This is a genomic window from Caproicibacter fermentans (genome assembly GCF_014303955.1).
GTDB lineage: Bacteria > Bacillota > Clostridia > Oscillospirales > Acutalibacteraceae > Caproicibacter > Caproicibacter fermentans.
The window spans coordinates 2,569,041-2,583,930 of the sequence record NZ_CP060286.1; the positions used below are offsets into that span (position 1 = coordinate 2,569,041).

Below are 14,890 nucleotides of genomic sequence, written 5' to 3' on the forward strand. Positions count from 1 at the left end.
AAAACGACAAGTATACGCTCGGCATTTCAGGGGCCGGGGTGCTTTCGGCAAAAACAGCGTACGGTGGGAAAACGCACCGGCGCTGTTGTTTTCTTTTCGGCTTTCCTATGATATAATACGATACAGATTCGTATCAGAAGGCAGAGCGGCCCCGGGTTCGGGAAAAAGATACGACAGAAAAGTCAGGAACGGTGATTGGATTGGCAATTCCACGCGACAGAATTCGAAATTTCTGCATTATCGCTCATATCGACCACGGCAAAAGCACCCTGGCCGACCGCATCCTCGAGCAGACACAATCCGTGGCGCTGCGCGAGATGGAGGACCAGATTCTTGACGATATGGATCTGGAACGCGAGCGCGGCATTACGATTAAGGCTCACGCCGTCACGCTTGTTTACAACGCGGAGGATGGGCAGGACTATGTTTTTAACCTGATCGACACGCCCGGCCACGTCGATTTCAACTATGAGGTTTCCCGTTCGCTTGCCGCGTGCGAGGGGGCCGTGCTGGTCGTCGACGCTTCGCAGGGCATCGAGGCGCAGACGCTGGCGAACACCTACCTTGCGGTGGACGCGGGGCTGGAAATCATCCCGGTTATCAACAAGATCGACCTGCCCTCCGCGCGACCGGAAGAAGTCCGGAAAGAAATTGAGGACGTGATCGGCATTCCCGCCGATGAAGCGCCGTGCATCTCCGCGAAGATGGGCACGAATATTCAGGCGGTCATGGAACAGATCGTCAAAAACGTGCCGCCGCCCGGCGGCGACGAGAACGCCCCGCTGCGCGCGCTGATCTTCGATTCCTACTACGACCCGTACAAGGGCGTGGTTGTGCATGTGCGGATCAAGGACGGGCAGGTGAAACCGGGCGACGTGATCCGGATGATGTCGGTCGGCAGCGAATTCACCGTTGTGGACTGCGGCTATATGCGCGCCACAAAATTCGAATCGAGCGACTGCCTGAAAGCCGGGGAGGTCGGGGTCATTTCCGCTTCGATTAAAGCGGTGCGCGAAGCGCGCGTCGGCGACACCGTCACGCTGGCCGACCGGCCCGCAAAGGAACCGCTGCCCGGTTATCATCCGGTGCAGCCGATGGTGTTCTGCGGCGTGTACCCCGCCGACGGCGCGAAGTATCCGGATCTGCGCGACGCGCTGGAAAAGCTGCGGCTGAACGACGCGGCGCTCTCGTTTGAGCCGGAAACCTCCGCCGCGCTGGGCTTCGGGTTCCGCTGCGGATTTCTGGGCCTTTTGCATATGGAAATCATTCAGGAGCGGCTCGAGCGCGAGTATGATCTGGATTTGATCACCACCGCGCCGAGCGTCGTTTACCATATTGTGAAAACCGGAGGCGAAATGATCTCGATCGACAATCCGACCAATTATCCGGACCCCGCGCTGATTGCGGAAGCGCAGGAGCCGATTACCAACGCGCATATCTACACGCCGAAGGAATACGTCGGGAATATCATGGATTTGTGCCAGGAGCGCCGCGGCGTCTTCATCGACATGAAGTATGTGGACGCGGACCGCGTGGATATCCACTACGAGCTGCCGCTCAACGAGATCATCTACGACTTTTTCGACGCGCTGAAGAGCCGCACCCGCGGGTACGCGTCGTTCGATTACGAGGTAAAGGGATATCGGAAGAGCAGGTTGGTCAAGCTGGATATCATGCTCAACGGCGAAACCGTCGACGCGCTTTCGTTTATTATTCACGAGGACAAGGCGTACACCCGCGCGCGCAAAATGGCGGAAAAGCTCAAGGATAAAATTCCGCGCCAAATGTTCGAGGTGCCGATCCAGGCGTGCATCGGCGGCAGGATCATCGCGCGCGAAACGGTCAAGGCGCTGCGCAAGGACGTTCTGGCCAAGTGCTACGGCGGCGACATCTCGCGGAAGAAGAAACTTCTGGAAAAACAGAAGGAAGGAAAGAAACGCATGCGCCAGCTCGGCACGGTCGAGGTGCCGCAGGAAGCGTTTATGAGCGTCCTCAAGCTGGACGAATAGGCAGCGTGCCGCTGCATCAACGCCCCGGCAGCGTGCCGCTGCACCATCGCCCCGCCGTATAGCGCGGAGCTAACCGTGAGCAGAGTTTGGCGGGAGTGTTTAGAGAATCTCCCGCGGCGTGCCGCGCCTGTGCACCAGCTGCCCGTTTCCTGAGAAAGGGTAAACATGCAAAAACCGATCGGATTATACGTTCACGTCCCGTTCTGCGACGGGAAATGCCCTTACTGCGATTTTTATTCGATCCGGGGAACCGGAGTACGAATGGATGAATATACAGATTGTATCATTGATAATATAAAATACGAATCGGAGCGAACTGGCCGAACAGCGGACACGCTGTATTTCGGCGGCGGAACGCCGAGCCTGCTCGGCGCGAAGCGGATCATCCGGATCGTGGAAGCCGCGCGTGCAGGGTTTGGGCTGGAGCGCGCGGAAATCACCGTGGAAGCGAATCCGGGAGAAGAGCTCTCCGGCTTTTTCAGGGAAATCCGTGCGGCGGGCGTGAACCGCCTGTCGCTGGGGCTCCAGTCGGCGGATGACGGGGAGCTTAGGCTGTTGGGGCGTCGGCACACGGCGGAGCAGGCAGCCCGCTGTACCGCGGATGCGCGGGAAGCCGGATTAGAGAACATCTCGCTTGACCTGATGCTCGCGGTACAGGGGCAGACGGAAGAAAGCCTGCGCCGGTCGGTGGAGTTCTGCGCCCGCGCGGGGGCGCGGCACGTTTCGGCGTATCTATTGAAAATCGAGCCGGGAACGGCTTACTATAAAGACAAAGAAAATTTGAAGCTTCCGGATGAAGATGCGACAGCCGAGCTCTATCTTTCAGCGTGTGAAATATTGGAACGGCACGGGTACCGCCAATATGAAATTTCAAATTTTGCGAAGAACGGAATGAAAAGCCGCCATAATCTGAAATACTGGCACTGCGAGGAATATCTGGGACTCGGCCCCGCCGCGCATTCGTTTCTGGACGGAAAAAGGTTCTCGGTTCCGAGGAGCATCGGCGCGTTTCTGCGGGGCGAACCGGCGGAGCCGCAGGGGGACGGCGGCGAGTTTGAGGAATTCGCCATGCTGGCCCTGCGCCTGACGGAGGGCCTGACCGACGAGCGGTGCATGGAGCGCTTCGGATTTTCGGTTCCGCACCGGATGAAGGACGCCGCCCGGCGATTTCAGCCCGGAGGACTGACCGTTTGCGGCGAGAGCGGATTTCATTTTACGCCGAGGGGGTTTCTGCTTTCCAATCCGCTGACGGTGGAAATTTTATCTGTTTAAACGAGAGAAGGCCGTCCGGGAATCATTCCCGGACGGCCTTCTCTCGGCTGGCCCATCTCTGTAACGGCTGGGCTGTCTTTGGTCGGTCTGGCTGCTACTTCTTTTCACGCTTGCTTTGCACTCAAACCCATTTGGAAAGAGAATGGGCGCCGTCGACGCTTGGCGGAGCCTTCGACCGTCAAACGGTCGTAAGGCATCCCCCCGGCACGTGCGGGCACAAAAAAGCGCCGGCCCGGAATGTTCCATTCCATACACCGGCGCGCGTGAAAAGCAGGAACCTTTCCCCCGCTCCCCTGTACAAGAAGAGACGGAAGGAGTATAATATTTCCAGCAATGCGCGGGTTTCCGCTGTGTATGGAGGGGGTGTTCTCCGTATGCAGGGGGCGGGGTGTTGGCGCGCCCTGTCCCTGCTTTGCACTTTTTATTGTGCCTACTCTTACAGTATAAGCCGGTTGCTTTCAAAATTCAACCATTTTTTACAGGCTGAACCTTTTTGAGCGGGTCGATGGCGACGCCCGCGCGGGAAGAAAAGCGGAATTTATTTTTAAAAAAGAACAAATTTTTTAAATGGAAAAAGAATATTGCAGGGAAGCGAACGCAAACTGATTAATGCCGCGCACGCCCGGAAAACGGCCTGATTTCATAATTAGTTTACAATTAACATATTGACAACGGGGTAAACTAATGGTACTCTATTACATAGAGTTAGCACTCTGACGCACCGAGTGCTAAACGCCTTGAGAAACGGGGGGAAAGGGATGGAACTGACACAGAGACAGCAGAAAATACTGGCGGCTGTGATTGAACTGTATATCGCGACCGGCGAACCCGTCGGTTCCAAATCGCTGTGCGAAACCCTTGACTTTAACGTTTCTTCCGCGACGGTTCGCAATGAGATGAGCAATTTAAGCGAAATGGGGCTTCTGGAACAGCCCCATACCTCCGCGGGACGCATTCCGACCGAAAAGGGCTACCGGGTGTATATCGACCGGCTGATGAAGCGGCCCGGAATCACGGGCGACGAAAAGAGATATATCGACAGCCTGATTCTGCCGAGCGCCTACGACCCGGAAAAGCTGCTGGACGGCGTCGCGAAAATCCTCGCGTCCATGACGAAATTCGCGGCGGTTTCCACAACGCCGAGCGGCGAATCCGCCGTCATCCGCGCGGTGCAGCTGGTGCAGACCAGCCGCCGCACGGCGATGGTGATCCTGATGACCTCCGCCGGGACGATGAAAAGCCGCGTGTTCCACTGCGACTTCGACATCACGCCGGAAATTCTGCGGGTCTTCTTCCGTATGCTGAACGAAAAGCTGATCGGCGTTCCGGTTTCCAGCGTGACGCCGGCATATATCCAGTCGCTGGCGGCTTCCATGGGCGACATGGCGATGATGATCAGCTCCGCTTTAATGGCGGTCGCGGACGCGGCGCAGGAATCCATGCAGTCGGAGGTTTGCCTGAACGGCGAAATCAATCTGCTGTTTTACCCGGAATTCGGCCAGGAGGAAATTCGGCGCATTATGGACTTCCTGTCCCGCCCGGCGGACCTGTGCCGGCTTCTTTCAAAGCAGAAGGACGACGTGAGGGTCATCATCGGGCAGGAGAGCCGCCGCCCGGAGCTGAGCGACTCGAGCGTGATCGTCTCCCGCTACAATGTGGGCGGCAGGGACGCGGGCGCCATTGCCATTATCGGGCCGATGCGGATGAATTACGGCAGAATTATCTCAAGTGTTGAATACCTTTCCGGTTCGGTCGGCAGGATGCTGACGGAACTGATGGATTTGGAATAAAGAAAGGGGCGCCAGTTTTGGAGAAAAAAGAAAGTCAGCGGCAGACAGCCGAAGCCGAGGAGAAGGATCCAAAGACCGCCGGGGAATCGTCCCCGCAGACACAGGAGCAGGGCGGCCAGGCCGAGAAAATCGAAAGTGAAACGCCGAAGCCCGGCGAGGAGCTGCAAAAAAAGCTGGAGGAAACAAGCCGGGAGCTGGAAAAGCAGAAGGATCTTCTGTTGAGAACCGCGGCGGAATACGATAATTTCCGCAAGCGCACGGCGCGGGAAAAGGCCTCCCTTTACAGCGAGGCCACGGCGGCGGCCGTACTGGAAATTCTGACGGTGGCTGACAGCCTGGAACGCGCGCTGGAGCAGCCCGACTGCACCGCGGAAGACATGCGCAAGGGCGTCGAGCTGGTGCAGAGGCAGATGAAGTCGGCTCTTGAAAAACTCGGCGTGGAAGAAATGGGAGCGCAGGGCGATCCTTTCGACCCGGAGCTGCACAACGCGATTTCCCATGTGGAAGACGGGGAAAGCGGAGACAATACCGTAGTCAAGGTGTTCCAAAAGGGGTATAAGATTGGCGACCGGGTGATCCGGCATGCGATGGTGCAGGTAGCCAACTAACCTTTTTCTTCATATAGAGTATAAATTAAAATTGATCAAACGTATTGGAGGTAAATCAATATGTCAAAAACCATAGGCATTGACCTTGGCACCACCAATTCCTGCGTCGCGGTGATCGAAGGCGGCAAACCCGTAGTAATCCCGAACGCGGAGGGCGAACGAACAACTCCGTCCGTGGTTGCGTTTAAAAAGACGGGCGAGCGCATTGTGGGCCAGCTGGCGAAGCGCCAGGCCATCACCAACCCGGACCGTACCATCAGCTCGATTAAAAGGGAAATGGGCAGCGATTATAAAGTTAAGATAGATGACAAGAACTACACCCCGCAGGAGATTTCGGCCATGATTCTGCAAAAGCTGAAGGGGGACGCGGAAGCGTACCTCGGCGAGGCGGTTCATTCGGCGGTTATAACCGTTCCGGCCTATTTCACCGACGCCCAGCGCCAGGCGACCAAGGACGCCGGCAAAATCGCGGGGCTCGACGTCAAGCGCATCATCAACGAGCCGACGGCGGCGGCGCTGTCCTATGGCATCGACAAGGATAAGGAACAGAAAATCATGGTTTATGACCTCGGCGGCGGCACATTCGACGTTTCCATCATCGAAATGGGCGACGGCGTGCAGGAGGTCCTCGCCACGGCGGGCAACAACCGTCTGGGCGGCGACGACTTCGACAAGCGCGTCATGGACTGGATGGTTTCCGAATTCAAAAAGGAGACGGGAATCGATCTTTCCGGCGACAAGGCAACCATGCAGCGCCTCAAGGACGCGGCGGAAAAGGCGAAGATCGAGCTTTCCGGCGTGACCTCCACCAATATCAACCTGCCGTTCATCACGGCGGACGCGAACGGCCCGAAGCACCTCGACATGACCCTGACCCGCGCGAAATACGACGAGCTGACCGCCGACCTGGTGGAAAAGACCGTCGGCCCGGTGAAACAGGCTCTGTCCGACGCGTCCCTTTCATGGAACGAGATTTCAAAGGTTCTGCTGGTCGGCGGTTCCACCCGCATGCTCTCCGTACAGGATAAGGTCAAACAGCTCTCCGGAAAGGATCCGTTCAAGGGTATCAACCCGGATGAATGCGTCGCGATCGGCGCTTCGCTGCAGGCCGGAGTTCTGGGCGGCGAGGTCGAAGGTCTTCTGCTGCTCGACGTCACCCCGCTTTCGCTCGGCGTTGAAACCATGGGCGGCGTGATGACAAAAATCATCGAGCGCAACACCACCATCCCGACCAAAAAGAGCCAGATCTTCTCCACGGCGGCGGACGGTCAGACCCAGGTGGAAGTCAACGTGCTGCAGGGCGAGCGCGAATTTGCCCGCGACAACAAGCAGCTCGGCCTGTTCCGTCTGGACGGCATCGCGCCGGCTCCGCGCGGAATTCCCCAGATCGAGGTTACGTTCGACATCGACGCCAACGGCATCGTGAACGTTTCCGCAAAGGATATGGGAACCGGGAAAGAACAGAAGATCACAATTACCTCCAGCTCCAACATGAGCAAGGACGATATCGACAAGGCAGTGAAGGACGCTGAAAAATTCGAAGCGGAGGATAAAAAGCGCCGCGAGGAAATCGACCGGAAGAACGAGGCCGAAAACCTTTGCTATTCCGTTGAAAAGCTGATTAAGGACGGCGGAGACAAGATCCCGCAGTCCGATCAAGACGATCTGAACGCAAAAGTGGCGGCGCTGCGCAGCGAAATTTCCGCGAACAACGCCGACGGCATCAAAGAAAAGAGCGAAGAGCTGCAAAAGGCCATGTACGCGGCAAGCGAGAAGCTTTACAAGAACGCCGCGCCCCAGCAGAGTGCCGGCGGCCCGGTCCCGCCCACGCAGGACGGCGGCGCCGCGCCGCAGGGCGGAGACGGCGGCAATGTTTACAACGCGGAATACAGGGATGTCGATGACAAGGATCAGAAATAATTTCAAATCCGACCGCAGGCCGCCGCAAGAAAGAGAAAACCGGCGGCGCGCGGCGTTGACATAAACTGCGGGTCAGGGCAGCCCTATTCGGCTGCCCTCAACGCGTATTCTCGGGAGTGATTCAGTTTGGCTGAAAAAAGGGATTATTATGAGGTGATGGGCGTCCCCAAAAACGCCACGGATGCCGAAATCAAACAGGCGTACCGCAAACTCGCGAAAAAGTACCACCCGGACCTGAACCCCGGCGACAAGGAAGCCGAGGCAAAGTTCAAGGAGGTCAACGAGGCTTACGAGGTGCTGTCCGACAAGGATAAAAAGGCCCGCTACGACCAGTTCGGCCAGGCGGGGGTGGACCCCAGCTTCGGCGGCGGGGCGGCGGGCGGCAGCCCGTTCACCGGCGGAATCAATATAGACGATATTTTCAACAGCGTGTTCGACGGCTTTGATTTCGGCGGTTTCGGGTTCGGCGGCGGGCGCAGGGCCAACCCGAATACTCCGCGCCGCGGCGGCGACAGCGAAGCCACGGTGAGCATCAGCTTTGAAGAGGCCGCGAAAGGCTGCAAAAAAACCGTCAATTATCAGAAAGTGGACGCCTGCCCGGACTGTCACGGAACAGGTGCTAAAAACGGCACCGAACCGAAGACCTGCCCGCAGTGCGGCGGCAGCGGCCAGGTGCGCGTCAGCCAGCGCACGCCGTTCGGCGTGGTGCAGACGGCGCGCACCTGCGACCGCTGCGGCGGGACCGGCAAGGTAATTGACGACCCTTGCCGCACCTGCAATGGCTCCGGCCGCGTGAAGCGGGAAAAAACGATTGAAATCAGCATCCCGGCGGGCATCGACAACGAGCAGGTCCTCAATGTGGGCGGCCGAGGCAACGCGGGGGTCAACGGCGGGCCGAGCGGGGACCTGCACGTTTATGTCAGCGTGCGGCCCCACCCGATCTTTGAACGCCGCGGAAACGACGTCTGGTGTGAAATGCCGATCACCTTTCCGCAGGCTGCTCTGGGCGCGGAGGTCGTTGTGCCGACGATCGACGGAAAAGTCGAATATCAGGTTCATGCCGGAACCCAGCCGGGAGACGTGTTTAAGCTGAAGGGGAAGGGAATCCCCAAGCTGGGCGGGCGCGGGCGCGGCGACCAGTATGTGCGCATGACGATCGAGGTGCCGAAGAACCTGTCGCAGAGACAGAAGGATCTTCTGACGGAGTTCGATTCCGGAGCGGATGACAAAAATTACCAAAAGCGCAAAACTTTCTTTGATAAAATCAAAGATATGTTTGGCGAGTAGCAGACTGAACCTGCATTTTTTCAAAAAGCAGAGAGCCCTGTTTACGGGGACTCTCTTTTTGTTTGCCGCAGGTATTGTTGACGGGATCGGAAAACTGCACTATAATAAATAATACAATTAATACGGACAGGGCAGGACTCCTTGAATAGAAGCGACGTGAAACAGAACGCCGATAGAATTGCAAAACTTCGTGCGTATAGAAAAGGGGACAACTTTCGTGAAATTTCCGCTGTTCCGCGAGGAGGATTAACATCGTGAAAACCTATCAATATGGCGATGCAAACGACAGCTACGGGTATGACGACGAATATGAATATGAATTCGATAACGGGTATGACGAGAAACCCCGCAGAAAAAGAAGGCGGAGGAAAAGGCGTCATCCGCTGCGGTGGCTGATTCTGATTGTGCTTGCGGCGGTGTGCGTCTGGAAGCTCCCCTTTTTCAAACAGGGGATTCGGAGCCTGACGGCTCCGGCGTCCGGAATCTACGAACAGCACGGCGACAGCGCGACCGCCGATGACGGGCTGAAAAGCGGTACGGTGTCCGCCGACACGGCGGAAGCTTTGGAGGCTATGGCAGAAGCGGACCCGAAGGCGCTGCCCATTGTGCAAAACCCGGGACAGTACCCGCAGCGCCTGCTGGAATCCCTGGGGAGAAATTCCGAATTGCTGGATTTTACGCTGGATTACCCGAAAAAGAAGGGAACCTATTCTAAGAACATCGATCTTTCAAAGCAATTTGAAAAGGGACAAGTCCCTCTGTTCATCCAGTGGGATGAACAATGGGGGTATGCGCCTTACGGCGACGGAATCATCGCGCTGGACGGCTGCGGCCCGACCTGCCTTTCCATGGTTGCCGTCAACCTGACGGGCGACACGTCGAAAAATCCGAAAGCAATCGCCGATTACAGCGCGAAAAACGGTTATCTGGACCGGAAAAGCAACAGCACGCTCTGGACTCTGATGTCGGACGGGGCGGAAAATCTGGGGCTGAGCTCCCGGGAAATTCCGCTGAGCGAAAGCAGGATCACGGAAGAACTGTCGCAGGGAAGGCCGATTATCTGCTGCATGGGACCGGGGGATTTCACCACGCAGGGGCATTTCATTGTGCTTTGTGGGGTTCAAAGCGGAAAATTTACCGTACACGACCCGAACAGCAGGAAGCGGAGCGAAGAAACCTGGAGTTATGACACGCTGAAACCTCAGATTCGCAATTTGTGGGCGTTTTCGGCTCCGCGCTGATTTTTCGCGAACGGTGCCGATCAAAACAGAATTATTTCACGCCGGAAGAGAGCTGCATCCGTCTTCCGGCCTTTTTCATTTGAAGCTTTGCATTCCGGCTTTCCCGTGCTAAAATAAGGAAAAAGGGATGGAAAGCGGATGAAAACCATGAAAATCATCATTACCGCCGGCGGGATATCCGAGAAAATCGACGGGGTCCGTAAAATCACAAATTCGGGCACCGGCAGACTCGGCAGCCTGACGGCGGAAGAACTGGTCCGCCGGGGCGGGGACCGCATTGAAAAAATCTATTATGTCTGCGCGCCGGGCTCCGCCGTTCCGAGGGCCGATGCGGAAGTGATCCCCGTGCAGGGCGCGGAGGAGGCGAATACCGTTTTGGAAAGGCTGCTGACGCGGGAAAACATCGGCGCCGTCATCCATTCCATGGCGGTCAGCGACTACGCGGTCGACCGCGTGACGACGGCGGAAAATTTGGCAGGGTTTCTCGCGGACAGGCTGTCTTCCGCTGACCGGCAGGAATTCCGGAGCACGCGGGCGCTGGCTGAATTTCTGCTCGAATGCATCAATCGGAACGACCGGCTGCTGGACCGGAGCCGGAAGGTAAGCTCCGAGCTGGATCATATGCTGCTGATGATGAGGCGGACGCCGAAGCTGATCGGGCTGGTCAAGGCCCTGCGTCCTTCGGCCGTTCTGGTCGGATTCAAGCTGCTGAAGGGCGTCGACCGACAGACGCTGCTCAACGCCGGACATGAGGTAATGAAAAAGAATTCCTGCGATCTGGTGCTCGCCAACGACCAGACCGAAATCAGCGGCGACCGGCACGTGGGATATCTGCTCTCCCCGGACGGAAGCTTTGAGCGCTATGAAACGAAAGCGGAGATTTCGGCGGGCATCGCGGGCAGGGTGCTGAGCTTGTTGGAGAAGAGGGAAAGACAGTGAAAAACATTCTTTTGGGCGTGACGGGAAGCATCGCCGCGTATAAGGGGGCCGATCTCGCGAGTATCCTGACCGGGCAGGGATACCGGGTCGACGTGATTATGACAAAGGGTGCGTCGGCGTTCATTACGCCGCTGACGCTTCAGGCCCTTTCGAAAAACAGGGTTTACACGGATGTGTTTCAGGAAGAGGACCCAAGTGAGATCAAGCATATTTCGCTTGCGAAAAAAGCCGACCTGCTGCTTGTGGCGCCGGCTTCCGCGGACGTGATCGGGAAAATGGCAAACGGGCTCGCGGACGACATGCTGACCGCCGCGGTGCTGGCGGTCCGGGGAATTCCGCGCTGCGTTGCGCCCGCAATGAACACCAGGATGTACGAAAACCCGATTGTTCAGGAAAACCTTGAAAAGCTTCGCCGGCACGGCTTTGAAATCATCCCGCCGAAAGAAGCCGTTCTCGCGTGCGGCGAGGTCGGCAGGGGGGCTTTGGCCGACGTCGGCACGATCGTGAAGAAAGTGAAGGAATTCCTTCGGGAGGATGGGGGGATTTCATGAAACAGGCGGAGTTCTGCGAAATCGAAGGAATGAAAGTCGGGCACGCGCAGGATTTTAAGGCCGCGACGGGGTGTACGGTGGTGCTCTGCGAGGAAGGGGCCGTCGCCGGGGTCGACGTGCGCGGCGGGTCCCCCGGAACAAGGGAAACGGACGCGCTGAATCCGGTGAACCTGAGGGCCGCGATTCACGCCGTTCTGCTTGCGGGCGGCAGCGCGTTCGGGCTGGACGCGGCCGCCGGCGTGATGCAATATCTGGAGGAACGCGGGGTCGGCCGGGATGTGAAGGTTGCGAAAATCCCCATCGTCTGCGGCGCGATTCTTTTTGATTTAAAATGCGGGGATTCCGGGGTAAGGCCGGACAAAAAAATGGGATACGAGGCTTGCCGAAACGCTTCCGCGGGGCCGGTTCCCGTCGGCAGCGTCGGCGCCGGCACGGGGGCGACGATCGGGAAGGTCCGGGGCCCCGGCCACGCGATGAAGGGGGGAATCGGCTCGTTCTGCCTTCAGGCGGGGGACCTGAAGGTCGGCGCCGTCATGGCGGTAAACTGCGTGGGCGACATTTTCGACGAGCGGGAGAACGGACTCATAGCGGGCGTACTGAACGACGACCGGACGGTCGGAGACAGCGAAGCGCTGATGCTCGAAAATTATCGGGACGACACCGACATTTTCAGCGGAAACACCGTGATCGGCGTCGTTGCCACCAACGCGGACTTCACGAAAGCCCAGGCAAACAAGCTTGCGTCCGTTTCACAGAACGGGATTGCCCGAACCGTCCGGCCCGCGCACACGACTTTCGACGGAGACACAATCTTCACGATGGCGACCGGCCGGGTAAAGGCCGACCCCAACGCGGCCGGCATTTTGGCGGTCCGCGCGGTTGAAAACGCCATCCTGCGCGCGGTAAAAAGCGCGGAATCGCTGGGCGGCTATCCCGCGTACCGCGATTTGATCAAGTGACCGGAGGTTCGGGCAGGGAATCGGCGACAAAATACTGAAAATGAGGGGGCATTCATTTGCAAAACACGGAGAAACTGCGGCGGCTTCGAATTCCGGCTATGCTGCTGGCAGCATTAGCCGTGGGGGCGGTTCTCGGAATTTGTTTCGAGCAGAATGTCGGCGTGAGCCTTTCCGACCGGCTGGCGCGCCGCATCGGGACGGCGAACGCGCAGGTCGTTTCGTGTGCGCGGTCGGGTTCTGCGCTGACGCTCACGCTGGACCTCGGCAATGCTCCGCAGGAACAGGAATCCGCCTCGGCGGCGTCCTTTCCTGCGTTTCAGCAGGGAATGGACTTGGCGAACTACCGCACGGTCATCGGGGCCGTTCAGGAAGAACTGACTTCCAATCCGCTGGAACGCGGCGTTGAACGCGTGACCGTCGTCTGCCGATACCAGGGGAAAACGGCGGTGACTCTATCAGGAGACCGCGCGCCAAAGAATGTCGGCGCAAGAGACGGGTCCGGAAAAACAGTTTCACCGGCGCCGTTTTCGAGCTTTGAAGCGCGTTACGCGGACGGGTCCACGGCGGGCATTTCCTTAATGGAGAGCGATTCCTCTGCGTCCGCGCCATAAATGGGCGCGGGCTGCCGGGGAATCATTTTCCGCCCGGTTCATAAAATCACACGTCAATTTTTCTGCTCCGCTTTCGGCGGAGCGTTTTTATTTTGTAATGGAATAGGACATCCCGGCGCCAAACTGGTCGGAGGGGTGTCGAACAAATCCCTGCTTTTCGTAGAAAGGCTCGCGGCCGACCGCGGCCATCAGGTTGACGCGAACCATTTCTCCCTCTTCCAGCATGGTGCGGACATGCTCCAGAATCATGGAGACCATCGTTTTGCCAACGCCGCTGCCCTGATACGCCGGGTCGACCATCACGTCTGCAATGTAAAATACGGTGCCGCCATCGCTGACCAGCCGCGCGGAGGCGAGCGTTTTGCCGTCCGCTTCGGCGGAAACCAGATAGTCGGAGCGGTCGATTGCGGCCTGCGCCTGGCGCGCGGAAACAGATTTCCACCCCACGGCCTTGCGAAGGCGGAGATAATCCGGGGCGGAAAGGGAATGCTTATATTGAAAGTCCATTGTGTTTCCTCCAAATATGATTTTTCCTATTGTAACACAATTGGAGAAAGGATGGAAAGACCATTTAACCTGTTCTTAACATAAAAATAACACGATAATAAAATTAGCCTAACTTTCCCTTAACGCGAAGCCTTTAAGATGGAAAGCAGAACAGAGAGAAAAGAAAAAATGATAAGGAGATCGTATATGAAAAAGTACCTGTCGATCCTGATGATTGCGGCCATGCTGATCGGAACAACCGCCTGCTCCTCCGGCACCAACGCATCCTCCCAGACTCCGTCCTCCCAGGCGGGATCCTCCGAAGCGGCCTCTTCCGAAGCAGTTTCCTCCGAAGCGGGCGTTACCGGCAGCTGCACAATTTCCGGTTCCTCGGCGCTGTATCCGCTGGTGAAGAACGCGCTTGACGCGTTTAAACAGAAAAATCCGGACGCTTCCGTAACGCTCAATGCCGGCGGTTCCGGAACAGGCCTGAAACAGTCCGCGGACGGCACGGTGGACATCGGGATGTCCGATGTGTTCGCCGATGAAAAGCTGACGGAAGATCAGGCGAAAACACTGGTCGACCACAAGGTTTGCGTCATTACCATGGCGCCGATCGTCAACGCGGACGTTGCCGAAAAGGTTACAAGCCTGACGACTCAGCAGTTAACCGATATTTTTACCGCAAAGACGAAAAACTGGAAAGAAGTCGGCGGACCGGACGAACCCATTACTCTGGTAACACGCCCCTCCACTTCCGGAACACGCGCCCTGTTTAAGAGCTATGCGCTCAACGGCGCGGATGAAGCCTCCAACAAATCACTGGAAACGGACGATTCCGGCACTCTGCTTCAGACGGTATCTCAGCATAAGGGAGCAATCGGCTATGTCGCTCTTTCCTACCTGATTCAGCCGAACGAAAACATCAAAACAATGGCGATTGACGGCGTGGAACCCACACTGGAGAACACCTATGCCGGCAAATACAAGGTCTGGGGTTACGAGCACATGTACACAAAGGGCGATGCGGCGGGCGTCGCAAAGGCGCTGATTGACTACATGCAGTCCGACGAATACGGCAAGATCATGGAAGGCCTCGGCTACAATGTCGCCTCCAAGATGACGGTTGAAAGACAGGATCCGGGCCCGAAAAAATAAGATACGGAAAATTTTCACGATAGAACCGACATAACGGCTGGACCGGCGGGCGAAACCCG

General features: G+C 57.4%; 13 protein-coding genes. 12 read left to right on the top strand and 1 reads right to left on the bottom strand.

The features are described from left to right. Nucleotides 1-200 precede the first annotated feature (200 nt). The 11 genes from lepA (at nt 201) to HCR03_RS12785 (ending at nt 13,187) form a co-directional block, all read left to right on the top strand. Nucleotides 201-2,009, top strand: coding sequence for a translation elongation factor 4 (gene lepA, locus HCR03_RS12735; RefSeq protein WP_066646873.1), 1,809 nt, complete (start codon nt 201-203; stop codon nt 2,007-2,009). A gap of 165 nt (nt 2,010-2,174) precedes the next feature. Continuing rightward, complete coding sequence (gene hemW, locus HCR03_RS12740; RefSeq protein WP_187034522.1) at nt 2,175-3,281, top strand: radical SAM family heme chaperone HemW; 1,107 nt, start codon at nt 2,175-2,177, stop codon at nt 3,279-3,281. Between the two features lie 758 nt (nt 3,282-4,039). Beyond that, nucleotides 4,040-5,071, top strand: coding sequence for a heat-inducible transcriptional repressor HrcA (gene hrcA / locus HCR03_RS12745; protein ID WP_066646869.1), 1,032 nt, complete (start codon nt 4,040-4,042; stop codon nt 5,069-5,071). Between the two features lie 17 nt (nt 5,072-5,088). Beyond that, the gene (gene grpE / locus HCR03_RS12750; protein ID WP_066646867.1) at nt 5,089-5,679 is read left to right on the top strand and encodes a nucleotide exchange factor GrpE; all 591 of its coding nucleotides are present in this window, start codon (nt 5,089-5,091) and stop codon (nt 5,677-5,679) included. Nucleotides 5,680-5,739: 60 nt separating this feature from the next. Next, complete coding sequence (gene dnaK, locus HCR03_RS12755) at nt 5,740-7,599, top strand: molecular chaperone DnaK (protein WP_066646865.1); 1,860 nt, start codon at nt 5,740-5,742, stop codon at nt 7,597-7,599. A gap of 126 nt (nt 7,600-7,725) precedes the next feature. Next, a complete protein-coding gene (gene dnaJ / locus HCR03_RS12760) occupies nt 7,726-8,886 on the top strand; it encodes a molecular chaperone DnaJ (RefSeq protein ID WP_187034524.1) in 1,161 nt (386 codons plus the stop codon). A gap of 254 nt (nt 8,887-9,140) precedes the next feature. After that, on the top strand, nt 9,141-10,127 hold the full coding sequence (locus HCR03_RS12765) for a C39 family peptidase (protein WP_187034526.1): 987 nt from the start codon (nt 9,141-9,143) through the stop codon (nt 10,125-10,127). Between the two features lie 138 nt (nt 10,128-10,265). Then, complete coding sequence (locus HCR03_RS12770; protein WP_187034528.1) at nt 10,266-11,066, top strand: phosphopantothenoylcysteine decarboxylase domain-containing protein; 801 nt, start codon at nt 10,266-10,268, stop codon at nt 11,064-11,066. Next, on the top strand, nt 11,063-11,617 hold the full coding sequence (locus tag HCR03_RS12775) for a phosphopantothenoylcysteine decarboxylase (protein ID WP_187034530.1): 555 nt from the start codon (nt 11,063-11,065) through the stop codon (nt 11,615-11,617). The genes HCR03_RS12770 and HCR03_RS12775 overlap by 4 nt, the downstream gene beginning before the upstream one ends. Continuing rightward, on the top strand, nt 11,614-12,576 hold the full coding sequence (locus HCR03_RS12780) for a P1 family peptidase (RefSeq protein ID WP_156991034.1): 963 nt from the start codon (nt 11,614-11,616) through the stop codon (nt 12,574-12,576). Before HCR03_RS12775 ends, HCR03_RS12780 begins: the two co-directional genes overlap by 4 nt. Before the next feature lie 56 nt (nt 12,577-12,632). Then, the gene (locus tag HCR03_RS12785) at nt 12,633-13,187 is read left to right on the top strand and encodes a hypothetical protein (RefSeq protein ID WP_187034532.1); all 555 of its coding nucleotides are present in this window, start codon (nt 12,633-12,635) and stop codon (nt 13,185-13,187) included. Between the two features lie 87 nt (nt 13,188-13,274). On the opposite strand, the gene HCR03_RS12790 is transcribed toward HCR03_RS12785, so the two are convergent. After that, nucleotides 13,275-13,694 (bottom strand): GNAT family N-acetyltransferase, encoded by a 420-nt coding sequence (locus HCR03_RS12790; protein WP_187034534.1) that lies wholly within the window; start codon nt 13,692-13,694, stop codon nt 13,275-13,277. A gap of 186 nt (nt 13,695-13,880) precedes the next feature. On the opposite strand from HCR03_RS12790, the gene HCR03_RS12795 reads away from it, so the two are divergent. Further along, on the top strand, nt 13,881-14,831 hold the full coding sequence (locus HCR03_RS12795) for a phosphate ABC transporter substrate-binding protein (protein ID WP_207727248.1): 951 nt from the start codon (nt 13,881-13,883) through the stop codon (nt 14,829-14,831). Nucleotides 14,832-14,890 lie beyond the last annotated feature (59 nt).

What these genes read in the sequence shown, in the direction of transcription:
- HCR03_RS12795 (WP_207727248.1), top strand. Translation starts at nt 13,881, where the DNA reads ATGAAAAAGTACCTGTCGATCCTGATGATTGCGGCCATGCTGATCGGA.
- HCR03_RS12780 (WP_156991034.1), top strand. Translation starts at nt 11,614, where the DNA reads ATGAAACAGGCGGAGTTCTGCGAAATCGAAGGAATGAAAGTCGGGCAC.
- HCR03_RS12790 (WP_187034534.1), bottom strand. Translation starts at nt 13,694, where the DNA reads ATGGACTTTCAATATAAGCATTCCCTTTCCGCCCCGGATTATCTCCGC.
- hrcA (WP_066646869.1), top strand. Translation starts at nt 4,040, where the DNA reads ATGGAACTGACACAGAGACAGCAGAAAATACTGGCGGCTGTGATTGAA.
- hemW (WP_187034522.1), top strand. Translation starts at nt 2,175, where the DNA reads ATGCAAAAACCGATCGGATTATACGTTCACGTCCCGTTCTGCGACGGG.
- dnaK (WP_066646865.1), top strand. Translation starts at nt 5,740, where the DNA reads ATGTCAAAAACCATAGGCATTGACCTTGGCACCACCAATTCCTGCGTC.
- HCR03_RS12770 (WP_187034528.1), top strand. Translation starts at nt 10,266, where the DNA reads ATGAAAACCATGAAAATCATCATTACCGCCGGCGGGATATCCGAGAAA.